At 42.0% G+C, this 25,988-nt stretch carries 22 protein-coding genes and 1 tRNA gene; 12 read left to right on the forward strand and 11 right to left on the reverse strand.

Annotation, left to right across the window (positions count from 1 at the left end; all coding sequences use genetic code 11):
- Positions 1-37: 37 nt before the first annotated feature.
- Positions 38-3,433, reverse strand: a complete 3,396-nt coding sequence (locus tag LNTAR_RS25140) for a cytochrome c biogenesis protein (RefSeq protein WP_007277400.1) — start codon at positions 3,431-3,433, stop codon at positions 38-40.
- Complete coding sequence (locus tag LNTAR_RS04240; RefSeq protein ID WP_007277401.1) at positions 3,433-5,016, reverse strand: hypothetical protein; 1,584 nt, start codon at positions 5,014-5,016, stop codon at positions 3,433-3,435. Before LNTAR_RS04240 ends, LNTAR_RS25140 begins: the two co-directional genes overlap by 1 nt.
- Before the next feature lie 885 nt (positions 5,017-5,901).
- On the opposite strand from LNTAR_RS04240, the gene LNTAR_RS04250 reads away from it, so the two are divergent.
- The 9 genes from LNTAR_RS04250 (at position 5,902) to LNTAR_RS04290 (ending at position 13,990) form a co-directional block, all read left to right on the forward strand.
- Positions 5,902-6,345 (forward strand): RrF2 family transcriptional regulator, encoded by a 444-nt coding sequence (locus LNTAR_RS04250; RefSeq protein WP_007277403.1) that lies wholly within the window; start codon positions 5,902-5,904, stop codon positions 6,343-6,345.
- Complete coding sequence (gene sufB, locus LNTAR_RS04255) at positions 6,338-7,777, forward strand: Fe-S cluster assembly protein SufB (protein ID WP_007277404.1); 1,440 nt, start codon at positions 6,338-6,340, stop codon at positions 7,775-7,777. The genes LNTAR_RS04250 and sufB overlap by 8 nt, the downstream gene beginning before the upstream one ends.
- 21 nt (positions 7,778-7,798) lie before the next feature.
- On the forward strand, positions 7,799-8,551 hold the full coding sequence (sufC, locus tag LNTAR_RS04260; protein ID WP_007277405.1) for a Fe-S cluster assembly ATPase SufC: 753 nt from the start codon (positions 7,799-7,801) through the stop codon (positions 8,549-8,551).
- A 6-nt stretch (positions 8,552-8,557) separates the two neighbouring features.
- Complete coding sequence (gene sufD / locus LNTAR_RS04265; protein WP_007277406.1) at positions 8,558-9,862, forward strand: Fe-S cluster assembly protein SufD; 1,305 nt, start codon at positions 8,558-8,560, stop codon at positions 9,860-9,862.
- The gene (locus tag LNTAR_RS04270) at positions 9,856-11,073 is read left to right on the forward strand and encodes a cysteine desulfurase (RefSeq protein WP_007277407.1); all 1,218 of its coding nucleotides are present in this window, start codon (positions 9,856-9,858) and stop codon (positions 11,071-11,073) included. The genes sufD and LNTAR_RS04270 overlap by 7 nt, the downstream gene beginning before the upstream one ends.
- Complete coding sequence (sufU, locus tag LNTAR_RS04275) at positions 11,070-11,501, forward strand: Fe-S cluster assembly sulfur transfer protein SufU (RefSeq protein WP_007277408.1); 432 nt, start codon at positions 11,070-11,072, stop codon at positions 11,499-11,501. The genes LNTAR_RS04270 and sufU overlap by 4 nt, the downstream gene beginning before the upstream one ends.
- 4 nt (positions 11,502-11,505) lie before the next feature.
- A complete protein-coding gene (locus LNTAR_RS04280; RefSeq protein ID WP_007277409.1) occupies positions 11,506-12,075 on the forward strand; it encodes a NifU family protein in 570 nt (189 codons plus the stop codon).
- Positions 12,072-12,398 carry a HesB/IscA family protein gene (locus LNTAR_RS04285; RefSeq protein ID WP_007277410.1) on the forward strand — a complete coding sequence of 109 codons (327 nt, stop codon included), beginning with the start codon at positions 12,072-12,074 and terminating at the stop codon, positions 12,396-12,398. The genes LNTAR_RS04280 and LNTAR_RS04285 overlap by 4 nt, the downstream gene beginning before the upstream one ends.
- A 119-nt stretch (positions 12,399-12,517) precedes the next feature.
- Positions 12,518-13,990, forward strand: coding sequence for an amidohydrolase family protein (locus LNTAR_RS04290; RefSeq protein WP_157473212.1), 1,473 nt, complete (start codon positions 12,518-12,520; stop codon positions 13,988-13,990).
- 31 nt (positions 13,991-14,021) lie between these two features.
- On the opposite strand, the gene LNTAR_RS04295 is transcribed toward LNTAR_RS04290, so the two are convergent.
- Positions 14,022-15,125: an aspartate/ornithine carbamoyltransferase family protein gene (locus LNTAR_RS04295; RefSeq protein ID WP_007277412.1), complete on the reverse strand. Its 1,104-nt coding sequence runs from the start codon at positions 15,123-15,125 to the stop codon at positions 14,022-14,024.
- Between the two features lie 171 nt (positions 15,126-15,296).
- Here LNTAR_RS04295 and LNTAR_RS04300 point away from each other — a divergent pair, with 171 nt between their 5' ends.
- The 3 genes from LNTAR_RS04300 (at position 15,297) to LNTAR_RS04310 (ending at position 18,757) form a co-directional block, all read left to right on the forward strand.
- Entirely contained in the window at positions 15,297-16,685 is a 1,389-nt protein-coding gene (locus LNTAR_RS04300; RefSeq protein WP_007277413.1) for a tetratricopeptide repeat protein, read from the forward strand.
- A gap of 141 nt (positions 16,686-16,826) precedes the next feature.
- Positions 16,827-18,047 (forward strand): serine/threonine protein kinase, encoded by a 1,221-nt coding sequence (locus tag LNTAR_RS04305; protein ID WP_157473215.1) that lies wholly within the window; start codon positions 16,827-16,829, stop codon positions 18,045-18,047.
- On the forward strand, positions 18,044-18,757 hold the full coding sequence (locus tag LNTAR_RS04310) for a hypothetical protein (RefSeq protein WP_007277415.1): 714 nt from the start codon (positions 18,044-18,046) through the stop codon (positions 18,755-18,757). Before LNTAR_RS04305 ends, LNTAR_RS04310 begins: the two co-directional genes overlap by 4 nt.
- Here LNTAR_RS04310 and recD2 read toward each other — a convergent pair.
- The 8 genes from recD2 to LNTAR_RS04350 form a co-directional block, all read right to left on the reverse strand.
- On the reverse strand, positions 18,744-20,957 hold the full coding sequence (recD2, locus tag LNTAR_RS04315; RefSeq protein ID WP_007277416.1) for an SF1B family DNA helicase RecD2: 2,214 nt from the start codon (positions 20,955-20,957) through the stop codon (positions 18,744-18,746). The genes LNTAR_RS04310 and recD2 overlap by 14 nt on opposite strands.
- The gene (locus tag LNTAR_RS04320; protein ID WP_007277417.1) at positions 20,954-21,751 is read right to left on the reverse strand and encodes a TrmH family RNA methyltransferase; all 798 of its coding nucleotides are present in this window, start codon (positions 21,749-21,751) and stop codon (positions 20,954-20,956) included. The genes recD2 and LNTAR_RS04320 overlap by 4 nt, the downstream gene beginning before the upstream one ends.
- 5 nt (positions 21,752-21,756) lie before the next feature.
- Positions 21,757-22,875 (reverse strand): ribonuclease D, encoded by a 1,119-nt coding sequence (locus LNTAR_RS04325; protein WP_007277418.1) that lies wholly within the window; start codon positions 22,873-22,875, stop codon positions 21,757-21,759.
- 62 nt (positions 22,876-22,937) lie between these two features.
- Positions 22,938-23,159 carry a DNA-directed RNA polymerase subunit omega gene (rpoZ, locus tag LNTAR_RS04330; RefSeq protein ID WP_007277419.1) on the reverse strand — a complete coding sequence of 74 codons (222 nt, stop codon included), beginning with the start codon at positions 23,157-23,159 and terminating at the stop codon, positions 22,938-22,940.
- A gap of 42 nt (positions 23,160-23,201) precedes the next feature.
- A tRNA-Lys gene (locus tag LNTAR_RS04335) sits at positions 23,202-23,277 on the reverse strand.
- Positions 23,278-23,561: 284 nt separating this feature from the next.
- Entirely contained in the window at positions 23,562-23,930 is a 369-nt protein-coding gene (locus LNTAR_RS04340; protein WP_007277420.1) for a hypothetical protein, read from the reverse strand.
- Between the two features lie 60 nt (positions 23,931-23,990).
- Positions 23,991-24,536, reverse strand: coding sequence for a hypothetical protein (locus LNTAR_RS04345; RefSeq protein ID WP_007277421.1), 546 nt, complete (start codon positions 24,534-24,536; stop codon positions 23,991-23,993).
- A gap of 244 nt (positions 24,537-24,780) precedes the next feature.
- Positions 24,781-25,878 carry a phosphoribosylaminoimidazolesuccinocarboxamide synthase gene (locus tag LNTAR_RS04350; RefSeq protein WP_007277422.1) on the reverse strand — a complete coding sequence of 366 codons (1,098 nt, stop codon included), beginning with the start codon at positions 25,876-25,878 and terminating at the stop codon, positions 24,781-24,783.
- Between the last annotated feature and the right edge of the window lie 110 nt (positions 25,879-25,988).

Consider the following 25,988-nt stretch of genomic DNA (forward strand, 5'->3'; position numbering starts at 1 on the left):
CAAAGTAATTGGTGCTCAATCACCTTAAAAAAGTAAGTTATTTTGATTTAGAGGCTTTCTTACCCTTATTCCATTGGAAAAAGGGGAGTAAACCGATAAGGCTGAGGCCTGTGAAAGTGACAACGGCAAGCATGACATAGAAAGCTGCCTGACTCGTGAAGCCATAGCTGTGTAAACCAATTGAGAGTTGGTTAACGCCGAACCATGACCATGTCGTCACCGCACCGCCAAAGATTGAGAGCAAAGCGATGCCACGTGATCTAGCGATACCAGCCATTTTAGCGTGAAGGATAATGGCACACCAAATGACGATGAGTAAGGCACCGTTTTCCTTAGGATCCCAGCCCCAGAAGCGACCCCAAGAGTCGTCCGCCCAAAGGCCACCGAGAATCGTGCCGATGAAGCTGAAGAAAATCGCGAAGGCAATCGTTCCGTAAATTGTTGAATTGAGGATTTTGAATAATTCTTTGTTTTCTTTTTCAGATTTGAAAAGTGCGTAAATCAAAGAAATAATCCCCGCCATGGCAGCGATGTAAGTTGCGGCATAACCCATGTTGATGGTGATTACGTGAGTCATGAGGAAGAATTTGGTATCGAGAACTGCCTGCATCATCTGCATTGTGTCGCCATCCAAAGAAAGAGCGTTGGCAATATTTAGTGTGAGGAAGCCGCAAACAGCCGCAATGATGTTACCGATGCCACGCTTGAAGAGCGCTTCGATAATCAGTGCCGAGACAACAATCATCCAGCCAATGAAAATGGCAGTGGAGTAGAGGTTGGTGATCGGTGGGTAGTCAGAGATGTATACACGTGCAATGAGGCCCCAGGTGTGCAATGCAGCTAGTACGGTGAGGAAATGCAAGTTACAGCGATTGATCCAAGGCTTACGGAAGAGCCACGAGAGGGCGCAGAGAACAAATGCAAGGCCATACCAGTGATAGAGACCAAAAGGATTGATTTTGTTGAAAGTGATTTCAAAACTCGTTTTGCTTTCAGCGGTTTCCCAAACTTGAAGCTCACCTTCAAGGCGGTGTTCTTGTGAGCTGAGTTCAGTTAGCTTCGTATCTTTCTCATTTTTACTGAGCTCATTATTCGCTTTAGTCTTGGTGAATTCCGTTCTACTCTCTTCGAGTTCTGATTTAATCGCAGTGAGGCGAGTTTGGCGAATTTCTTTGTTGATCTCTAAGAATTTGTCGATGGCTTCGTTGAATTCTTTGTGCTTGTCATCGTAAAAATAGTAGAGAGAAACGGCGAGTTGTTCAGTGTTATCGTTGAGACCTTTTCCTAACATGAGGTTAGAGGAAATCGAGTGTGCGAGAGTATCCCAATCGTTTTTATCACTGTTTTTGATGACGAGCGGTGGATTGAACTTCAGAATGTTTTTGTTCATGGCATGATATTGATTAATGCCCTGAGCCGTGTTGGAAAAGCTTGTAGAGAAAGCATTGGTCATGAGGTGGAAAGTTTGAATTCGTTGCTCAAAGTCCACGAGAGCGGTTTGATAGGAGTCACGTTCGCCCGCTTTGAGGTTGCGGAGTTTTTCCATGTCCCCTTGTAGGTCCTTGATTTTGTCGGCGAATTCAACGAGGGCATAACGGAAGCGGTGACGTTTTTGGTCGAGTCCGAGTTTCTCAATCAACTGAGGATGAGTGATACGGAAGACGCGATGTTCGTAGGCAGTCGGTTTCGCTGAAATTACTTCAAGGAAAAATTGTACCGGCGGGCGGCTTTCGAATTTTTTGTATTTTTCTTCAACTTCTTTATCGCCATCTTTGACTTCGACTTTAAAAGTTGCGCTCTCGCTTAAGAAAACGAGGAAGTTCTGCGCTACAGTATGAAGGGGTTTTGTACGGCCTTTGTATACCATAGGTATGGTGGCAGCCTTCTCGTAGTTGAACTCTTTTGTTTCATCAACTTCTTTAGTTTTTGTGCTGCGCGATAAAGTCATGAACAGACCAAAGATAAGAAGTGCGGAGATCGCAAATTGCCATGCTTTGAAACCTGTAGGGGCAGAATCACGATTAAAGAAGCCTTTGAGGAATTTGACGAGAATGAGTAGGAAGTGAATCATCATGCCTACTGCCGCCATTGTACAAGAGATGTAAGGTAGCATCCAGCCACTATTACGCACGACTTGAAGAACGGTTGTGGATTCATCTTGGCTGAAACTCTGTTGATAAAAAGTTTTTCCATCGAAACGAAGCGGATTATTCATCCAAATTTTCACTTCGCGATCGATGCCGTTTTCTGGATCTTCGAGGCGAATGAGGCTCGAATAGTTTCTTGGAGTATTTGTTCCCATATAGCGATCAAAACTGAAATCAATAAGGCTGATCGTTGCAGTGTTTTGGCTGTCGCCTTTGAGGTAGGAACGCTTATTTCTGAGCATGAGGCGGTATTTTTTGCCATCCACTTCCATTTCTTCGTAACGGTTAGGGAGATTACGGCTTGTGAAGTTTGAGTAGAAGTAGAGTGAGAAAGCGCGTGTGCCCAAATCTTTGCCGTCATTTGATGTGAACTTAAAGAGGCCAGCTGGAACGTCTTTGCTACTTCCGAGGCCATCGCTGACTTCGCTGCCGTAGATATGATGAGTGAGTCCGTTACCAGCGGTGGCACCTTCTGTGGGAGAAGGTTGGGTGCTCATCTCGGAGTTTTTGAAGAATTTTATCGTTTCAATCGTGAAGGGGAGTGATTCATGTTGGATCTTATCGCCCGCAGAATTGAACATGGACATGGGAATTGCTGTCGTTTTATTCTGATCGGCATCGAGTTTTTCGATTACGGCGAGTTCGTACTCAATATTGTTGTCGAGGTAAGAAGTGCTTTGGCCTTCAGGAATCACCATAGTGGATTCTATGGCGTCAAGTTTAGTGACCAGTTCTGCAATGAGAAGTAAGAAGACAGAGAAGTGGATGAGGACAACGGCCGCTTTTTTCTGTCCGTAGAGGAACCAGCAGGCAATGAACATAAACAGAGAGGGCAGTAGGCCTTGTGCTAAGCGGTAGACGACTCGCATGTAGGCGGCGCCCACAGTGGAAGAAACTTCTTCGTGGAAATAACCTTTGACAATGGCGAAGGTGAAGATGAGGGAGATGACCGTGAAGATTGCGCCAATCGCAAGGTGCTTTTTGTTTTTGACGAGTTTGAACTTAACGAGGTAAGCAGAGGTGAGGTTGATAAAAAGGCCGGCGCCAATTAAAAAACCACCAGGCATGTAGATGTAAGCCTTGCTGAGAAAGCCAAGGTCCCAGGCTCGGGGGAAGAAGAGCTTGAGCTCGATTTTTGTGAGGTATGAGCGGAAGATTTCGTCAACAACAGTCCAAATACCGTCGTCCATTTGAGCAAGTGTTCCTGCAAGTACGAGGAACATTGAAAGAGAAAATAGCGTAATGGTTATTTTTAACGACGCTAAATTTTTAATAATTTTTTCCATTATTCGAACCTCGCACTAGTGATCAAAGACTTAAATTCTGATAGGGCTTCTTCTGCTTGGCTTGCAGGACCTTGAACTTTAAAAAATATTTTGCTCGTTCCTTGGAATGAGGCTGAAATTAAAATTTCTTTGTCATTACTAATTTTAATTAAGTCGAGATCTTTGTTGTCAGAACTTTTTACTTTTTCAATGTAGTCATTAGGATCTTGGCCTTTGAGACCCATTTGATCGAACCACATATTATAAACTCGTTCCATGGGCATGGGGCCCTGCATCTGGGTGATGCTTAAGCCATAAGTTGAATCATTGAGCTTCATTTCGTATTTTCCAAGTGACATGCCATCTGCAGCCGAAAGCTGTTTCCATTTGTCAGAAGGATTGAGTTGGAGAGTTTCGAGTTTTGCCTCATTGCTTTTGTGTTGATCTTTACTCGCGCAGTTTTCGCAATTGGCACAGTCTTCTTTTTCACTTACTTTTTTGGCTACTGGTGCTTTGGGGGCTTCTGGAGCCTTTTCAACTTTTTTGTTATCGTTGATCAGTTTGACGATGTGGATCGTGTTACCTTGGATGTTGAAACTCTTGATTTCATTTTCTACTTTAACTTGAGTGTCGAGCCCGATTTGACCTTTCCAGCGGGAGACATTGGCATCGATATTTTGTTTTGGGCCTAATTTGATGAGGCTGATGTCCACTTTACCAGTTTTGTAAGAGGCAATGCGCATGCTTGAAGATGATGGAACTTCTTTCCAGTCAGTAGGGACAGGATATTCGAGTTTGCCTTCAGCAGTGAAGCTATGAGCACCTATAACTGTAATGATATTGTCGGCTTGGACGCGAACTTCTTGAGCGGGGCCAATGAGTTTTAGGAACCAGGTGGCGTCAGGACGTTCAATGATAGCGGCCATGATGGAGTTGGCGTCATCAGCGACGGCAGCCATTCCGGATGCGAAAGGTGCTGAGCTAGAGTGAGGGCTCTGTGAGGATTTGCTTTCTTTAGGTGCCTTCATGTCTTTTCTGTCTTCATTAAAGAGGATGACGCGGTGCCAGTTTTCTTTGACTTCGCTTAACTCTTCTTCTGTGGGATCACCACTGAGTCCGATTTGTTTTTTCCAACGAACGACATTAGCATTGAGGCTTTGACCTGCAGGGAGTTTAGAGAATGAGATATCAACACCGCCTGGAGCATCAAAGCTTGCGACGCGCATGGATGAAGCCTGCTTTTTGGTCCAATCTTTGGGGATATCGTAGTGCAAGTGATCACCGTGAGAGAGGTCGAGTGTTTTAATGACGAGGTCGAGGTTGTCGACTTGTTTCTTAACTGCTTGGTATGGACCGATGATTTTGACGAACCATGTGTACTTGGGGGTATTTGCGATGAGCGCAATAAGTCCGCCGTTTTCAGCTTTGGCTTGGCTCATCATAGAAGGGGCTCTTGGCGCGGCGGAGGCATTTGCTTTTGGCGCATCTAGGTTTTGATCAGTTTCTATATATGTAGTTATTTGATCTTTACTGGTAAAGAGCTTGGGTGAGATGACGATAAGAATGACGACAATCGCAGAAATAGTGTAAATTAAGTTTTTCATAAAAAATAAGATGTTTTAAATTAATTCAATGCCCCTATATTACTCGAGTCACCTTTAAAGACAAAGAGATTGAAAATTAATGTTTAAAAAAAAGCACGAAAAGTCAGGTGTTAGCATGAGTGATGTCATAAATCACAAGAAGAGTCTACTGCCAGAGCACCGAGAAAGGCGATGGGTGGTGCAGTGGGTTTATTTCACGGTCCTTTTTTTGTTTATATTAATGATTTATACGCTCATCGACTACTACCGCTAATAAATGATAATTGTATGATTATAAGTTTGTGGTGTATTTTTAATTCTGTGGGTATAATTTTATGCGAGAAATAAAGTCAAACAAGTACAATCTAATTTTTCATGGTGTCTCCTAACAATAAACTGATTCGTTATATAATTGTGCTAACAATTACTTAGATGACAGTTCTGTTTAATGAAATCTTCAATTTGTAAGCTCATATATTCAAAATAGTTTTTACTCAATAAAGATTTAAAATTTTAAAAAGAAAAAATATTTACATCTAGGTGTGGGCATGAGTAATGCCATAATTACATGAAGAGTATACTGCTAGAGAGTGGAGAAAGGCCATGGGTGGTGCAGTGGGTTTATTTCACGGTCCTTTTTTTGTTTATATTAATGATTTATACGCTCATCGACTACTACAGTTAACAGATGAAGCTAATGATTTTGCTCTGAAAAAAATCTCAAAAAAACGCTTTTTCTCTAGCGTAAAAAATTTAAATAAGATAAAAATGCCCGTATTTCTTAAGTACTGTTGAAAAGTACTCTAAGTTGAGCTTATTTTAAATACGGCTAAAAAAAACGTATTTGCATTGACACGAGATGTTTTCGTGGTAATTATGCGGGCGTAAATATAAAATGGACCTCTTATGTTTAAACTGAATAAAAAAGTTGAATATGCCATTATAGCTCTTCAGCACATGAAAAATGTGAATGAGGGCGAGATGAGTACAGTGAAAGAGATATGCGAGCTTTATGGTGCGCCTTTTGATGTGACCTCACGAGCTATGCAGAAAATGGCTTCGGCGGGTATTTTGAAATCAATCAAAGGAGCCCATGGAGGCTACTTGATTCAAGAAAATTTGGGTGAACTTAAGCTCTTAGATCTTATTGAATCAATCTCTGGAGATATCTCTTTGGCAAACTGCGTCATCGATGCATGTAAATGTGATATGATTTCAACCTGCAATATAGTGGACCCCATTACTAGGCTCAATGAGCTGCTAAGAAAATTTTTTGCTGAGATGACAGTCTTGGATCTCTTACAAGGTAGAGAGTCTCAGCCCCAAATGAAGGAATTTTGTCATGAGTGAAAATGAAGTTTTTACGAGTGCCCTCAGTCAGGAAAAATTTGGTTTTGTAACCGATATTGAAACTGACTCTATACCCAAAGGCTTAAACGAAGATGTGGTTAAGCTTATTTCTGAACGTAAAGAAGAGCCCGAATGGATGCTCGAATTTCGTCTCAAAGCTTTTGCACGCTGGAAGAAAATGGTTGAGCCTGTATGGGCAGACCTCGACTACCCAAAAATAGACTTCCAAGATATCGTTTATTACTCAGCACCAAAGCAGGCTGAAACGCATGAGAGTTTAGACGAAGTTGATCCCGAACTATTGAAAACTTTTGAAAAATTGGGTATTCCGCTTTCCGAGCAGAAGCGTTTAACAGGCGTTGCCGTTGATGCGGTTTTTGACTCAGTATCAGTTGGTACAACTCACCAAGAAGAGTTAGCCGAACACGGTGTGATCTTTTGTTCTATTTCAGAAGCCATTAAGGATCACCCCGAACTCGTCAAGAAACATATGGCTTCCGTTGTTCCAGTTGGCGATAATTTTTATGCTGCGCTTAATGCCGCGGTATTTACAGATGGTAGCTTTTGCTATATTCCAAAAGGGGTGACTTGCCCCATGGATTTGTCGACATATTTCCGAATCAATGCTGCCGAAACAGGCCAATTCGAAAGAACACTCATTATTGCCGAAGAGGGCAGTTACGTGAATTATCTCGAGGGCTGCACAGCTCCCCAGCGCGATGAAAATCAATTACACGCCGCTGTGGTTGAAATTATTGCGGAAGAAAACGCCACAGTTAAGTATTCCACAGTTCAGAACTGGTACGCTGGTGACGAAGATGGTAAGGGTGGTATTTATAACTTCGTAACAAAGCGAGGTATCTGCAAAGGTGACAACTCCTTTATTTCTTGGACACAGGTAGAAGCGGGCTCAGCAATTACTTGGAAGTACCCTTCAGTCATTCTTAAAGGTGATAATTCCACGGGTGAATTCTACTCAGTGGCACTTACAAATAATAAGATGCAGGCTGATACGGGTACAAAAATGATCCATATCGGTAAGAATACGAAATCGACGATTATTTCCAAGGGTATTTCTGCGGATGATTCGCGCAACTGCTACCGCGGGTTAGTGAAAATTATGCCTGGTGCGGAAGGCGCAAGAAACTACTCGCAATGTGACTCGATGCTCGTTGGTGACAAATGTAGTGCGAGTACCTTCCCGTATTTAGAAGTACAGAATAATACGGCTGTTTTAGAGCACGAAGCCTCGACGTCAAAAATTAGTGCCGATCAAATTTTCTACTTGCTCTCTCGTGGTATTGACATGGAAGAAGCAATTCACTTACTAGTAAATGGTTTTTGTAAAGAAGTTTTCAAGGAGCTCCCTTTAGAGTTCTCGGTTGAAGCTGTAAAGCTTTTAGAAATGAAACTTGAAAACTCCATTGGATAGATTTAAAAAAGGATAATTAGAATGTTAAAAATTAAAAATTTACACGCGAAAGTTGCGGATAAAACTATTCTCAAAGGCTTAGATTTTGAAGTGAATGAAGGTGAAGTTCACGCAATTATGGGCCCCAATGGTGCAGGTAAAAGTACTTTATCAAAAATCATCGCTGGTCACCCTGACTACGAAGTGACTGAAGGTACGGTTAGCTATGAAGTAAACTTCAAAGAAAAAGACCTCACGGATATGGAGCCAGAAGATATTGCACGCGAAGGTGTTTTTCTTAGTTTTCAGTACCCAGTAGAAGTTCCAGGTGTTTCTAATCTAGGTTTCCTCAAAGCATCTTTTAATGCGATTTGCCGTCACCAAGGTGTTCCAGAGATGGAAGACGCAGCTTTCGTTGACTTCGTTCGTGAAAAGATGGATGACCTCAAAATCAAGCGTGGTTTCCTCGATCGCCCAGTTAATGTAGATTTCTCCGGTGGCGAAAAAAAGCGTAACGAAATTTTACAGATGGCAGTCCTCAATCCTCGTTTAAAATTATTGGATGAAACGGATTCAGGTCTCGATGTTGACTCCATGAAGATTGTTGCTGAGGGTATCAATACTCTCCGCAGCAAAAATAGCTCGACAATTTTAGTGACACACTACCAGCGTTTACTCGACTATGTGAAACCCGATTACGTTCACGTTTTGGCTGAAGGTCGAATTGTGAAAAGCGGTGGTCCTGAGCTCGCTTTGGAAGTCGAAGAAAAAGGTTATGACTGGTTAGTCAAGTAGGCGAATATGACCCAATTACCTAAAGAATTTCTCAACCGTGAACTGATCGATTCAGAAGCGGGCACTTGGCTTGGCGACTTTCGCAAAAGCCATGCGTCTAAAGTTTCTGAGTTAGAATTTCCAGGTCGCCATAATGAGCGTTGGAAATACACTCCTTTGCGTGCCGTTTTAGAACTCGATTATCAAGTTGCACAGCAAGTTAATGTGAGTGACGAAGTTTTGGCGTCTCATCGTTTACAAGGAAGTATTGAACTCGTATTTATTAACGGATCTTTCTCTGAAGAACTTTCTAATTTACCTGTAGATTTACCCAAGGGTTTTTCTGTCGTGCCAGTTTCGCAAGCACTCAATAGTGACTTAGCTCACGATGTTCAAAACATACTCGAATACGAAGTGAGTGAAGAAGAGGATGTCTTTGAAACACTTAACAAGAGCTCTTTCCGTGATGGTGCCTTTATTAAAGTGGCCAAGGGAGCTTACAGCGAAACTGCCATCCACATCTTAAACTTTAGTAGCGCTGAGCAGAGTGCAGTTAATTTTTCTCGTCACCTCATCTATTTAGAAGAAGGGGCTTTAGCGACTGTTATCGAAACTTGCGCTGATCGCGATGGCGAAGTGAAAAAAATTAATAATATTATGACTGATATCGTTTTGCAGGAGCGCTCAGTTCTGACTTATAGTCGCTTGCAGAATGAAAGTGAAGAATCCGTCAATGTATCAGCGCTACGCGCACGCCTTGCTGCTGATGCTAAATTTAATTCCTCCGTTTTTTCATCTGGTGGTGCTTTGAGTCGTCATTTCATGGATGTTGAGCTCAATGGTAAGCACGCTGAGACAGATTTGCTCGGTTTGTTCACCACAAAAGGCACAATGCACGCCGATAATCGCGGTATCATTCGTCACAATGTTCCAGAGTGTGAAGCCAATCAGCTTTACAAGGGTGTTCTTGATGATAGCTCACGTGGCGTTTTTAACGGTATCGTGAATATCGCTCGTGATGCTCAGCTTACGAATGCTACTCAAATGAGCCGTAACTTACTTTTAAGTCGCCAAGCACGTGTTGATGCTAAACCAGAGCTCGATGTTTACGCAGATGATGTAAAAGCTGCTCACGGTGCCGCGATTGGCCAATTGAGCGATGCTGAACTCTTCTATCTGCAAACGCGTTGTATTTCACGTGAAGAAGCGATCCAAATGTTGATCAAAGGCTTCATGCATGAAGTGATTGATAAAGCACCCGCAATTCTTAAGCCTAAACTCGATGTAATTTTTGATAATTACTTTGATGGCGAGGATGTACTTACATGCTAGATATCGCTAAAATTCGTGCGGATTTTCCCATTTTAGAAAAGCAGGTTCATAAAAAGACTTTAGCTTACCTCGATAATGGTGCGACGACACTTAAGCCAAATCAGGTGGTGAGTGCAGTTGAAAAGCATTATAAAGAGGAATGCTCGAATATTCACCGTGGGATTCACTGGTTGAGTGAGAGAGCGACGGAATCCTATGAAGCGACTCGCGGTAAAGTTAAAGAATTAATCAATGCAGATAGCACGGATAACATTGTTTTTACAAGTGGTACGACGGCTGGAGTTAATCTAGTTGTTCAAAGTTATGGTCGTAATAAACTGAATGCTGGCGATGAAGTGATTATCAGTGCCATGGAACATCATGCGAATATAGTTCCTTGGCAGATGTTACGCGATGAAAAGGGTATAGTGATTAAAGTTGTTCCCGTTTTCGAAGATGGTTCTTTGGATATGGAGGCTTATTACTCCCTTATCAGCGATAAAACAAAATTCATTTCAATCATGTACGTATCCAACGTACTGGGTACGATTAATCCGATGCAGGAAATTTGTGATAAGGCCAATGAATTAGGTATTCCTGTTTTAGTGGATGCCGCTCAAGCGATTGCTCACATGCCTGTAGATGTGCAAGAACTCAACTGTACCTTTATGGTGTTTTCAGCTCACAAAATGTATGGCCCAACTGGCGTAGGTGTGCTCTACGGTAAAACTGAGTATTTAGAAGCGATGCCTCCCGTAACTGGCGGTGGCGATATGATTCTTTCGGTAAGTTTTGACAAGACAGTTTACAACGTGGCTCCTTATAAATTTGAAGCGGGAACGCCTAATATTGCCGGTGTTATTGCTTTGGGTGCTGCCATTGATTACATTCAGAGTTTCGACTGGAAAGAAGTTGAAGAGCGTGAAGAAGAACTCATTGAGTACGCACATGAACAACTTCAAGAAATTCCAGGCTTAAAAATTATTGGTACGGCCAAGAATAAATCTGGTGCGGTTTCTTTTACGATGAAAGATATTCATCCCCACGATATTGGTACGATTGTTGACCGTTCTGGTGTGGCGATTCGCACGGGGCATCACTGTGCACAACCACTGATGGAATCTTTTGGCATTGTAGCTACGGCACGTGCTTCTTTTGCGATCTATAATACCAAAGAAGAAGTTGATCAATTGGTAAAAGCTCTCAAGAAAGTTCAGGAGATCTTTGCGTGAAAAATCAGCTCTACCAGCAAACGGTTTTGAAGCATAATCGCGAACCTCGCAATTATGGTGACTTGGATCCCTGCAGTCATCATGCGGAGGGTTTTAATCCTCTCTGTGGAGATGAAGTGAAGGTTTATATGCAGGTGGAAAATGATGAAGTCAAAGAAATTAAATTCACGGGTAAGGGTTGTGCGGTTTCGCAAGCCTCAGCCTCAATTATGACCACGGCTTTGGTGGGAAAAAAACTAGATGAAGCTCGTGGACAATTTAACGATTTTATGAAAATGGCTTCTGGAGAAAAACAGGATCCAGAGGGTGAAATAGCCGCTTTCGCAGGGATTAGCCAGTTCCCTTCGCGAGTCAAATGCGCTGTTTTATCTTGGCAAACTTTTAACGCAGCCCTCGAGGGTGCAGATAATACTATCTCTACGGAATAATGACATGGATTTAAAATACTTTACTCAACCTACACCGAACCCGAATGCGGTTAAATTCATCCTCAATTTGGATGTTATTACCAAGGGGCGCGTTTCTTATTCAAACGCAGAGGATTGCCACAATAATGAATTGGCGGCAACTTTGTTTTCGATTGCCTGTATCACTCAGGTACACTTTTTTGAGAATGTGATCACAGTGACTCAAAATGGCGACATGTATTGGGAAGAGTTAGAGGATGCTGTTATTGCCTTGCTTCAAGATGGGATTGATAAGCACGACCCCGAGTTTCAAGTCGGTGAAGATGAAGAAGAGAGACGGGCGAAGTTAAGTCCTGAAGTTCGTCAAATTGAAGATATTTTAGATCGCACCGTACGTCCGAGTTTACAGGGCGATGGTGGTGACCTTATGGTTATGGGCTATGACTTAGGGTCTAAAATTTTAAAAGTGATGTATGAGGGTGCGTGCAATAGTTGCGCGAGCTCAACAACGGGAACTTTAATGGCCATTAAATCAACTTTGCAAGCAGAGTTTGATCCAGATATTGAAGTAGCAGTTATAGGAGAAGAGCTATGAAAGATTTGATAGAACTAACTGAGAAAGCCAAAGAACACGTTTTAGAACTCATCAAGAAAGAAGATGAAGGCAAAGGCCTCCGTCTCGGTGTTAAAGGTGGCGGATGCTCTGGGCTTTCTTACTCGATCACTTTTGATGGCCAAAAAGAGCGTGATAATATTTTAAGTTTTGAAGGCTTTGAAGTTCTCCTAGATCCAAAGTCAGCTGTTTATCTTAAGGGGATTGTTCTTGATTATGATGATAGCCTTGAGGGTAAAGGTTTTATCTTTGTGAATCCTAATGCTTCAAATACTTGTGGTTGCGGAGAGTCTTTCTCAATTTAAAGCCGCCTTTTCTGAGGGATGCCAACTTTAAAGATTCATTAGCTTTTATCTAAGTTTATTTGGGGAAATGTTTTCTCTTGAGTATTTTAGCATGGTCAATTTAAGCTTTGGGAACCTGAATGAACAGAAATAAATCTATTTACAGTATTTTGGTCATAATGTGGACTTTGTCCCTTTGTGCCTTAGAGCCTTCTAATAATGAACTTATTACGGCTAAACTTTACGACAGCTTTTTTAAAAGTGGCGAAGCTCAAAGAGCTAAGCTCAATTTATTTTTAACACAAATGCCGAAAGGTGGTGATCTTCATCATCATTATTCTGGTAGCATCTACGTAGAGACTTACCTAGAGTGGTTACAGGAAAAAAAATGGGGCATTGATGTGGCAACACTCAAAATTGTTCCCAAACCAATTACGACGAGTACAGACTCGGTTTTAACGGTTTCTGATCTTCTGAAAAACGATGTGCTCTACAGAAAATTATTAACTTTATGGTCCAATAAGGATTACTACAATCACTGTCACGAACAAGTGCCGCCAGATAGTAATTTCTTTTATAGCTTTGAATACTTCAAAGAGATATCTCCCCTAAATCACGACCTTGGTTTACGGATCCTAAAAGATCGAGCGATTAAAGAAAATGTATCTTATATCGAGACCATGATTGCTAATGTTGGTGTTGAGGCGAAGAATTATTATACTGCGGAGGAAGTGAATTCATTAGTTTCTGAGTTTAGAGACAGTATTAAGCAAGAACAAGTTAATAAGCTCTGTCAGCAGATTGAGGGCAAGCTTGTCAGGAATGTACAGTTTTTAGGACGTGTGGATTTGTTTAATAATAATTTAACTCGCAGTCACAGGGGAATAGATGATGAAAACTTTATGATGAGGTTTCAAACTTACGCGGTGCGAGTTCGTGATCCTCTACAAGTTTATTGTGAGCTATTGTCAGCCTATTTAGCATGTGAAAGCAATCCACTTCTCGTCGGTGTTAATATTGTGGCTCCAGAGAATAATTCCGTGGCTTTGCGGGACTATACGCTACACATGCAAATGTTTAATTACTTAAAATCTAAATACCCACGCGTCAATCGCGCTCTTCATGCGGGGGAATTAACTTGTGGCATGGTCAGGCCAAAAAACCTACAATTTCACATCAAAGAAGCTTTAGAGATTGCGGGAGCCCAACGCATTGGCCACGGTATTGATATATCTTACGAAAAAGATTCGCTTAAGACTCTCGAAAAAATAAAGAATGAATCGGCGGTTGAAATCAATTTGACCAGTAATGAATTTATTTTAGGTGTAAAAGGACAAGACCACCCTTACATCATTTATGAGGCCTACGGAGTGCCGATGGTGATTTCCACAGATGACTCGGCAGTATCGAGAAATAACTTAAGTAAGGAGTACCTTTTGTTGGCGAGCCGTTATCAGCCGAGTTATAAAAAAATTAAAGAATACGTTTTTAATAGCGTCAAGTATTCGTTTTTAAACGAAGAAGAAAAACGCGAGCTTCATAAGAGAGTTCTTGTAAAATTCTCGAAGTTTGAACGTGATATGGCGGAGCTCTCAAAGAAACTAACGCAATAAAAAAGCCTCGTATTGAACAGGGCTTTGGAAATTAAATATCGGCTGTGTGATTGGCTTGTTTACAGATGTCAGACCAATAGCTCATGATTTTTTTATCATAGCCAGTTATATGAGTCATAAGTGCGGCGCGAGCCCACATGCCATTTCTCTCTTGTCGCCAGTATTTAGCGCGTGGATCATTGTCAATCGCACTATCCAGTTCTTCTCTTCTTGGGAGCGGGTGCATAATAGCGCAGTGCTCTTTGAGGATAGAAAGATGTTCAGCTCTTAGCGAGAATTCGGGAAAAGATTTTTCACTTTTATCAGATCCTGTATCATGCTCGTCTTGGACACGAGTCATATAGATGGCGTCTGCTTCGGGGAGGTGTTTAATGAATTCGTTACTCACTTCATAATCCATTTGCTTCTCGTCGAGGAAGGAAATGACGTCTTCAGCCATTTTGAACTTTTCGGGAGAAGAGAGGATGAGTTTAGTTCCTGGGAAGAAAGTGATCAGCTTACTCAAAGACCGAACTGTACGTCCACGTAAGAGGTCGCCTGCTAAAAGAATAGTCTTTCCTTCAAGTCCACCGTAGTGTTCAAATGAACGACGCAATGTATAAATATCTAAGATCGCTTGTGTAGGGTGTTGGTCTTTACCTGAGCCTGCGTTGAGGATGGGGATAGGGCGCTCGGAATTGTTAAGGCAGTAGGCGGCTTGCTCCGCATAGCCTTCTTTCGGGTGGCGCATAATGATAAAGTTGAAGTAAGAGGAGAAAGTACGAATCGTATCTTCGAAAGTTTCGCCTTTGACTTCAGAGCTTATACTCGCATCGCGAACATCGCTCGTCTGTATTCCAAGGATTTGACAGGCCGTTCTAAAGCTGAGATAAGTACGCGTAGAGGGCTGCATGAAATAGAGCATCGCCTTGTAGTGTGGCATCAGACCTTGAAGAAATAGGGAGCCTTTCTTGGACTTGCTTATCGAGCGAATAATATTAGTCAATTTATAGATATGATCGATGAATTCTCTATCAAATTGTTGAGAATGAAGACAGTGAAAAAGCTGACCGTTCTCACTGAAATAAGGTTTCTTTTCTTCTGGACTTAAAGCTTGGAAATCAGACCAAGTAATGTTTTTTGTTTCACTGAGCACGGGTCATCCTCGTTAAAAAAATTAAGATTGATCGAATCATAGCTTCGGCTACAAATAAAGTCAAGTTTTTGCCTCTTTTAAGTTGATGAAATACGACTGGTGAATTGTCAGTCGAATCTAAGAGGACTAGATTAGCTCACTATTTTAAAAATCATTTAATCGGGAGACACGATGCAGCCCAAAACTGTAAAAGAAGTTGATGAACGTACTAGAGAGCTCTACAACAGAGCCGATGAAGCTTTGCAACAGAAGAATTATGACTACGCCATCGATTTGTTCCAAAACTGTTTAAAACAAGTTCCAGCACTCAAGGAAGCAAGAGCCTCTTTAAGACAAGCGGCCTTATTAAAATTTGGTGGTAAGCCAAGTGCGGCTAAGCAAGCCATGGTAGCTATGAAGTTTTCCGTCACGCTAACAGTGAAAATTCCTGGGCTTATTCGTAAAGGTGAATTCTTAAAAGCTATTCGACTTTGTGAAGAAGTTTTGGCTAATGACCCCAGTAACTTATCTGCTAGTCGCCTACTTGCGGAAGCCGCAACAGAAGCTGAAATGGGTTGGATTTCCGTAGAAATCATGGAATTAGCGAGTCGTTATAACCCTACTGATGCGGATGTGAATTTGTATCTAGCACAGATATATAATGAGAATGCGATGGGTGCCAAAGCTGTAGATCTTTGCGAAAAACTGCGTAAATACCACCCCAATGATGAACGCATATTCAAAATGAATAACACCTCCCAAGCTAAAATGGCTATGGATGAGGGTAACCTTGATAACAAGAAAGAGGAGGGTGACGGGCCAAAAGAAGAAAAAGTTGATGTCTATGAAACTCAAACTCTTCAGAGTACTCGTAATACGACGATCATTACAAAAGGTTCAGATCACTACGTGCAAGAATTAATGAGTGGTAATGATACAATTGATACGCGTAAGCGCTTAGCACGTGAGTTTATCCGTGAAGGCGAGTTCGATCAAGCCGTAGAAATTTTACAAGAAGCACTCGATATGGAACACGCTGTAGATGTACAGCTTCAAAAGCTAGTATTCACCGCGGTTGAAGGTCGTATTGATAATGCATTAGAATCTTGGAAAGCGCATTTAGAAGATGCAACTAGTGATTTAGAAAAAGAAGAAGCAATTGCAGAAATCGCAAACCTCGAACAAACGAAAAAAGATATCCTCTTAGATCGTGCGCGTGAACAAGTAGCTCATTTCCCTAATGACCCTAAAACAAACATGGCTTTCGCCGAAATATTGGTTGAACGTGGAATGTTTGAAGAAGCTCTTGATCCTCTAACTAAAGCAGCCACAAGCCCGCGTTTTACGACTCGTGCTTATATGTTACGTGGGAAATGTCGTATTGGCTTAGAAATTTTTGATAAGGCCAAGATTGACTTGAGCAAAGCTTTGGAGTCACTAAGACCCCGTGACAGGAACGAAGCCGAGCTCAATCAATTGTTGGGAGCCTCTTTAAAGGCACTTGGCGAGAATGATGAAGCAGAAGCCCATCTAACTAAAGCTAAAGATTTGGGTTATACTGAAACTCAAGAGGAAGCATAAGGTTTTAGTATGTCACCGAAAAACAAACCTTCTTTTCCTAAGAGGTTGTTATCGTTGCTAGGAGCGCCTTTTTCGAAGTCAAAAGAAATAAACGAAACTCTGTTGTTTGAACAAAATCAATCAACGGTAGGGTCGACTCAATTGCCTAAACATTTACAAGATCGTTACAAAGTGATGCGAACTTTGGGTCAGGGTGGTTATGGAGTTGTTTATTTAGTACAAGACATGATGATAGGCCGCTTAGCTGCGATGAAACTTTTGAAAAAAGCTTCTTCGGAAGGGGATGCTGTTTTTGATCATTTTAAGCAAGAAGCGAGAATTGCTGGTCAACTAGATCATGAAAATATAGTTGTCATTTTTAATGCCGAGTACGAAGATAATTACGCCTTCATAGTTATGGAGTATTTATCTGAGGGTAACTTGGCTTCTATGATTAATGAAAAGGGGCAATACCCTCCTCAGGAAGCTATGTTGATTGTTCAAGGAATTCTTGATGGTCTCTCTGCAGCACACCGCATGCGTGTGGTGCATCGAGATATTAAACCAGAGAATATTTTATTTGATCCTAAAGGACGCCCGAAAATTAGTGACTTTGGTGTAGCTCACCTACCGAAAGAAGAAGGTGGGGTGCTGAGTAAAGAAGAATTTATGCCTGTGGGAACTCCCTGTTATATGTCGCCAGAACAGCTTGCAGGTAAAGAAGATATTGATAGCCGTGCTGACCTCTATTCTTGCGGCGCAATTTTATACGAAATGCTTACGGGGCAAAAGTTATACGATATTCCTCGCGATACTCGCTTGGACGATATTTTGAAAATTGTTGATGGATGTGACTATAAAAAACTCTCTACTTTTAATATAGAGTATCCGGAAGGTCTCGTAGAATTTGTTGAAAAACTTTTAGCTGTGGATCGCGAAGGACGCTACCAATCTTCAATGGCAGCTTTAAATGACCTCAATGAACTTTTAGACAAAATTGAGAAGGAAAAAGAGACCACTGCTTTCCCTGATCGCATCGTTACGAGCCCGACAGACTTGCTTGAAGACGTTATGCGTATTTTATTACAGGATGGAATTATGGCTCCTGCAGAGAGACGCGAAATCAATAAGCGAGCAGATCGTTTAAGAGTTTCAAAAGAGAAGACTCGTGAGATCGAAGAAAAGATCCGCAAGGAAATGGGCTTGCCTTCTTTGGATTCTCTAGAGGCTTATGAATCTACTTATCAATTGATGGGTGGAGACTGGGACTCAATGAGTCACCAAGAAAAAGAGTTTCTTAAGAAAACGTCTGAGAGCTTAGGTCTACAAGATATTGAACGTCAAATGATAGAAAAGGATTCAGCTGAAAGTAGAGACTCATGAAATTTGCCTGTAAACACTGTGGGGTTGAACACGAAGTTCGCCCATCTGCTATTGATCAACAAATGAATTGCAATAGTTGCGGGCGTCTTAATATCATTCCAGCTCATAGCGCGAAAGTTGAAGTTAAGTCGCGCACCAAGACACTCGTTTATTTTGAGCCAGGGCTTCTTTTTACCAGTTTGATTATTTTTGGTCATGGGATTCATCCCACTCTGAGTTTGTCTTTGACCATGCTGTGTACAGCGATGTTGCTCTTTCTGATGCGTAACCCAGTGAATTCCTTGCCGTTTTTTGCTCAATACACAGCACTGCAACTGCGAAAGTTCAGTTCAGATCAATACTTGATTCCAATTTGGCTCTTGATGCTTCTTAGTAAGATTCCAGATACAGAGTTTTTCTTTTACCTTTTTGCAGCCATCGCCATTTTATATGCCGGGATATCTTCGATTGCCTTGCATTACAATATTGATCATACGATTGGCACCACAGAATGTAAACCCATGCCCAAGTTACGTGAAATCCTCTTACCTTTTTATCGCCGTGAATTGATCAATGTAAGTGAAGAAAAGGAAGAAGTTGTCTTGCCTCAGTCGCATACGCAACTTAAGATCAAAAATAAGCGTATGAAGAAAATGGATGTGCAGATTCAGGTGGATAAACGCTTTAATGAATGGCTAGAAGATGAAGTCGAACGCTTCACTGACATGTAGTAATCTGACTGATTTGCAGTTTATATTTTAGTAAGGTAAAACGCTTGCTCATTCCCTTGTTGGCAATGCATTGAGAAATGGCCTGTCGGCTCGAGCACAGCACGAGCAGTTCTTTTGCACGAGTAATAGCCGTATATAGTAGATTCTTTTTCAACATGATATAATGGCTCGTATTCATCGGGACAATTACTGCAGGGAATTCTGAGCCCTGTGATTTATGTATGGTGATGGCGTAGGCTAAACGTATTTGTTCAGCTTCCTCAAAATCATAGCTCACTTGCAGCCCATCAAAATCAATGATAAAGCTCTTTTCTTCATTATATATATCGACGATGTAACCCATGTCGCCATTGAAGACTTTCTTGGTGTAGTTATTGACTGTCTGTATAACTCGATCACCCAAAATAAAACGGCTCTTGCCAAAATTGAATTGCTTCTTATGGATGTCATTGAGATCTTCTTGGAGATAAAGGTTGAGGGCTTCGCATCCGCATTTGCCTCGATTCATGGGCATGAGGATTTGGATGTCTTTGGCACTGATATCAAACTTTTGCGGAATGCGCTCTTTGATCATTTTTGAAATCATCGGGAAGAGTTTTTCGGGATCATCTTGGTGGATGAAATAAAAGTCATTGTGGTCACCTTCAATTTGGCGAAGGTCAGGTTCTTGGCCTAGGTTAATACGGTGGGCATTGGTAATGATGCGGCTTGATGAAGCCTGACGAAAAACTTGATGTAAAGCTGTGAGGGGGATGAGTTGGGATTCGATGAGATCATTGAGTACAAAGCCTGGTCCAACAGAGGGTAGCTGGTCGGGGTCACCAACTAAAACCAAATGAGTTTCATTGTGGTCAATCGCCGCAAAAAGTTTCCGAGCTAGGCTTATGTCGAGCATCGATACCTCATCCACAACCAAGATATCGCATTTGAGCTTTTTATATTCATTAAAGACAAATTCGCCTTCGCTTTCACTATCACTCATGAGGAGGCGGTGAATAGTTAGTGCTCTGGCGCCTGAAGCTTCGCCCAAGCGTTGAGCAGCACGTCCAGTGGGAGCCGCTAATTTTATTTTTTTACCGTGCTTTCGCGATTGCTGAACAATTTCTTTTACCGTGGTTGTTTTGCCCACGCCTGGGCCGCCGGTAATGATACTGAGACGTTTGTTAAAGCTGGTGTTGACGGCTTGCTTCTGCTCCGTGTTTAATTCGCTATTGAGAAAGTCGACTTCTGATTGTGCGTGCGGGTACTGTTTATCGAGTTTGATAAAGCCGAGTAGATGATCGAGTAAAGATTCTTCGTCATTGTGAAGGTGACGTTCATAGAGGTAAGACATTTCTTGGTGGACTTCCTCGATGATGGATCCGTCCTTAATGGCGCGCTGGAGGCCTTCGAGTATATTGGCTGTGTCCACCTTTAACATTTCACTGGCTTTATTGAGTAAGAATTCACGCGGCATGCAAGTGTGGCCATCTTGGCTTTGGACTTTTACTGTATGCACAATTCCAGAGGCAGTGCGAAAAGGATTAGTGGCTTCGATTCCCAAGTTTTGAGCGAGTTTATCTGCTTGGATAAAACCTATGCCACGAATGCTTTCTGCTAAGATATAAGGATTGTCTTTGATGATGGCAGCGCTGCGATCTCCATACTGTTCCATAATCAAAGAGCATTGGCGCGCGGTTAAGCCTAAGCCTTGGAGAAATACTTTTAGATTGCGTTCTTGATTGCCGTATTCCCAAGTACTGGAAATTTCGTCAATTCTCTTCTTGCCGATGCCAGGGACTTCTTTGAGTCGAGAGGTGTAGTTATCGAGCACGTCAAAAGTCTTGGAGCCAAAGTGTTTGACAATGCTCTCGGCCGTTTTTCGACCAATACCGGGGAGGTTCTCAGATAGATAGCGAATCATGCCTTCTTCGGAGCTAGGGAGTTTTATGGTGAATGAATCAATGCGAAACTGACGCCCGTATTGCTTATGCTTAATCCATTGACCCGTAGCTTCCATTTCTTGACCGGGACTCGCAGTAGAAAGCATCTCGCCTACAGCAGTTACTTCTCCCAGTTCATCGGCAAAAATCTTGGTGACGCAATAGGAGTTATCATCAGAAACAAAGAGGTGGCGTAAAACAGAGGCATAAAGGGTATGCTTACCCAAAGGGATGTCTTCAGGTTCATCATCGTTTTGATAAGTGAATAAGTCGCTCATTGCTGACGTTGACGTACAGCCTCGTAGAGTAGTAGAGTAGTGGCAGTTGCTACGTTTAGGGAGTCAGCTTTGCCGAGCATTGGGATTTTGACATTAATGCTGGATTGCTTCATCCATTCTTCACTTAAACCATATTGTTCAGCGCCCACAATCACGGCAATGGGACCGGTCATATCGACGTCGGTATAAAGTTTATCTGCGTGGGGGGTTGCTGAAAGGATAGTAATATTATTTTCTTTGAGATAGTTGATGGTGTCCTGACTTGCGGCTTCCGCAATAGGCAAAGAAAAACACATGCCTGTAGAGGCCGTGATCACATTGGGGTTAAAGAGGTCGGTGCATTTATCGCAGAGTATGAGGCCATCCGCTCCAGTGCCATCCGCTGAACGAATGATCGTCCCGAGATTGCCGGGTTTTTCAATGGATTGAGCCACGACGAGTAGGGGTGGGTCGCTGAGCTCAAGGTCGTCGACTTGCTTGCGAAAATATCCCGTAAGCGCTAATAAACCTTCAGGGCGATCGCGGTAAGATATTTTTTTAAAGACATTTTGTTCAGTCTCAAAAATCTGCGTGCCACCCTCGTCTTGCAGTTTCTGGATCAACTCGTCTTCATTTTTCCCAAGGAAAAAATCACGGCAAATATAAAGTTCTTTTGGATACACCCCATTGTCCGCAGCACGATAGATGCTGCGAAAGCCTTCGATAATCATGGTTTGTTCTTTATCGCGGTAGCGTCTTTCGCGCAGTTTTACGATGTGCTTAATGCGAGGGTTGCTAAGACTTGAGATATGCATTGACTTTAATTGCCTTGTTGATTCATTATTTTTTCAAATGTATCGCCTAAAACTTCCTTTCGCCATCCTTGGATATTTAAGTTTTCTGGCTTTTTATTGGCCTTGAGAATCAATCTTTTAATATGGCTTCGGGCATAAATCAGTCCTGGGTCGAGCCCTTGGCGTTCAGCAACTTCATCCATCGCCTGGGCGCAGGCTTTTATAAGGGCTTTCTCGCTGCCTGTAGGCTCTTTGCCGAGCATGCCATTAGGAAGGTCTTCATCTGCAATAATTTTGACTTCTTTTGCCATCGCCTGCAAGTTTTTGTAATGCTTCTGTAATTGCTTCTCATTAAAACCATTGCGCGTAAATTGTCCATAGTCGCTAGAGAGGTACATAGCCGCTTTAAAGAGTAAGCTTTGATGAAAGATAAAGTTGGGGGTGATATTGCGCTTAAAGGCAATTTCATGGCGGTAAGCGGCTAATTTTTGCAGGTAGACTAAAGAACGTAAAGGCAGTCGCCCAAATTGTTTGACTTTTTTGTAAGCCGTTTCTGCTTGCGCTTCTTCGTAGAGTGCGGGGTTTTCGGAAATGCTCTTGTTTTCTTCCAGGAACCAATCATAGCGGCCATTTTCTTTGAGCTTTTCGCGAAGTGTTTCAGTGATCTCGATCAAGTAGCGAACATCTTCCGCTGCATAATTGAGTTGAGAATCTTTCAGGGGGCGCTTGGTCCAATCCGATACCTGTTGCGTTTTGGAAATTTCGATATCCATCATCTCTAGGCACAGTTTAGCCAAGCTAACTTGTTTGGGGGCACCAGTAAAAGCATAGGCTAACTGAGTATCGAAAATATTCTTGGCTTCAGCATCGCAGAAAAGTTTAAAAAGCTTGAGGTCTTGGTCGGGGGAATGCAAAATTTTGCAAACATCTCTACTCTCAAGCAATTCTTTGAGGATTTCTTTAGGAAAATTTTCAATCAGTAAATCAATAAGGTGGATTTCACCAGCAGATTTAATCTGCAATAGGCCTGGGATGGGGTGAAAAGTTTTTGTCCAAACAAATTCTGTGTCGAGAGCAATATCCTTTTCTGAGAGAGCCCGACTAAGAACTCTTTGGATTTCTTCGGCTTGATCAATGAATTTCATTGTAGGCTCCTGGGTAAAAAAAAAACCGCCCGTAGGCGGTTTAGAAATTTATGTCGTCTGGCTTAAGCCTCGATATGTTCGAAAGTGACTTTACCTTCAGCGATTTCAATCAGTGCGATTTCTAATGTCGACAAAACTAAAGGACGGTTGTGAGCGTCACGTGGTGTGTCGATTAAAGGATGGTCACCCTTGTTGATTTGACTTGCGCGTTTAGCAGCTAAGTTAACAAGTACGTTTTTGTCACCGATGACTTCTAGTGCATTTGCAATGTAACTATTTTCCAATTTTAATCTCCAGCGATTTAGGTTTCATAACAGTGACGTAAGTGGTGAGTTGTCTGGGGCTCGAACCCAGGACCCACGCCTTAAAAGGGCGTTGCTCTACCAACTGAGCTAACAACTCACGTTTGTCATTGACTGACGGCTTTGAAAATATCCACCTTCAGGTGTTCTTCAAGTGTAAAAAATGTTTTTTTTATCTTTTTTCTCAAGCTTTTAAAAAAGTCTAATTTTCGACCTCGTTTTACCCTCAGCGTATAGGCTTCGTTTCACCTGATATAAGCTACTCTTTTTTAATATTATGCGATGATTTATTTGATGATGTTACGCTCTGTTCTTAGAGTGTGGAGTCACATTCGACCGCTGCTTAGACTCATAACTTAGACCATGGTTTTACCCATAGGAGTTCTATTTTTCCTGTTTCTTATCGTCTTTAACTTTTTTATAGGTATAAATTTTCTCTTTCCCCGTAATGGTCAGAATCCCGTTCTTAATGACATAGTGACCTTCATATTCCTTGTCATTAATATAAACCTCGAGCTCATTATCACTCACGATGAAGGTGCCGCCATGGCTAATGCGATGATCATCGACAACTTGAGTAACGCTTATGATATCTGGCGCTAAAAAGGTCGCAAATTCTCTATATTCTTTATTGGAAGGTTCTTCGCGGTTAATAACTCTCTCCCAGCTGCCCATTAAACTTTGTGGGGCAGAGACATTTTGACAGGAGAAGAACATAAGGCTGATTAAGCTAATTAAAATTATTTTTTTCATATGTGACCTATGTTTGGTAGTGCAATTAGAATTTGATGAGATACTTGGATGTTCTTGGGTTTATTTATCATAATCTTTGGATAGGGGACCACTTACTTTTTTATTCACTTTATTAGAGAAAGTTACATCATCTTTGAGTGACTGAACCGCCTTGTGCATTTTTTTGAGATTGTTACCATAATTGATACTGATTTGATGGAAACTCCCATCATTGAGTAAGATTCCCGACTGACCAATTCCTTCTCCTGCATGTGATAGAGTGTTCCTATGTTCGAACCTTTTAATATAGGGAATTTTCACATCAAAAGACCATTGCTCAGATCCTGGGTAATGAACTGTGAATCTTTCAGTCGTGATAATGGCCTCATAAGTGGCAGGATGTGTACGGTGCCAATAAGCAATGTAAAATAATATAAGGCTAACTAAACTAAAGCTTATTATCCAAATAGAGCGGAGGTTCTCAGGCACAGAAGTTTTAGCAAAATGTTCATATCCATAGAGTCCGGCAATATATAGCCAACAGGCAGCACCCATGTTAATAAATAATTTAGACCTTTGTTTTCGGTCTTTTTTGTAGTGGTAAATGACTTCTGCTCTTGTGTTCATATTTCTTGCCAATGACTAAAGTTTTAGTGCAGTTTTAGTCTCTGCCTCTAAGTAAATACAATGCTTTACTAGAGCTTGGCTTTGCGGACTTCGCAAAAGAAAAGTGCATGGAGTAAAGGGGAGAAAGTTGGTTTTTTAAGCAAGCCAGGACTTAAGGTGAAATCAAAAGTTATTTTGCGGGCTCTTAAACAAAAAAAACGCTCCCTCAAAAAGAAGGAGCGTTGAAGAATTCGTGACGAAGAAATTAGTCTTCGATGATTCCGTAAGGACGCAGAGCCTCAATGATTTCGCTCTCGGGATCTTGAGGAATGACAATATCACGACCAACGATTTTTTCGGCTATGCCAGTATAAGTCTTGGAAACGGACATCATTAAATCAACCGGAAGCTTGTTGTCGCTTGCCAAGGCCTCACGTTCATCCATGCGGTTTTTATTGAGTAAGATATCTGGATCGGGGAAATGGCTGAGAAGTGCCTGACGGAAACCTTCTTTTGAGTTTTCGAGGATCTTGCCTTCACGGTAAGCATCGCCATCCCAAATACGCGAAGAATCAGGGGTGCCCACTTCGTCAATATAGATCAGTTTTCTATCGCCTTGAGCATCTTCGATGTAACCAAATTCAAATTTGGTATCCACAAAGATTTGATCGATTTTTGCGAGGGCATCGGAAATAACTTTGAAACCTTCTTTGAGAAGTTTTTCGTAGAGGTCCACATCTTCTGCAGACTCAAAATTAAACTCTTCCAAGTGATCGGTGATGTTCTTGCGAGTGATGTTAACGTCATCCACTGGGGGCACGTCATCGAGACCACGAATAATGCCCTTGGTAGAAGGAGTGATGATGAGTGTGGGAAGCTTCGTGTTATTCTCGAGCCCTTCGGGAATCGGCAGACCACAGATCTCGCGGATGCCTTTGTCGTAGTCACGCCACATGCTACCCGTGATGTATTGACGACAAATAGCTTCGACGCGGAGTGGCTTGGCTTGTTGAACAATCCAAACGAGTGGGTGAGGGCAGTCGACAATATGATTGCCAGCCAGGCCATTTTCTTCGAAGAGTTTGAACCAGTGTAGGGCAACGGAGTTGAGCGCTGCACCTTTACCAGGAATACCATAGAGACCTTCTTCACCTTTCCAAATGCAATCAAAAGCAGAAATACGATCAGAAATCACCATGACCGCGAGGCGAGCATCGGGATTAACGGAATAGTTTTTTTCTTTAATGAGGCGAGCACTATCATCGGCACTAAGCCAGTAAACGGAGCGAACTTTGCCAGAATGGACCGCACCATCGGTACGAATCGGCAGTTTATCGTTAATTTCCAAGACTTTTGGAATCATATTTCTTCCTTGCTTTATCGAATTATCTTTATGCCGGAATATAGTGGGAAAAGTCAAGGGCGCAAAAAGAGCGGAAGATTATTTATTTGAAATCTGCCGACCTCGTTTTT

This window comes from Lentisphaera araneosa HTCC2155, assembly GCF_000170755.1.
Taxonomy (GTDB): Bacteria; Verrucomicrobiota; Lentisphaeria; order Lentisphaerales; family Lentisphaeraceae; genus Lentisphaera; species Lentisphaera araneosa.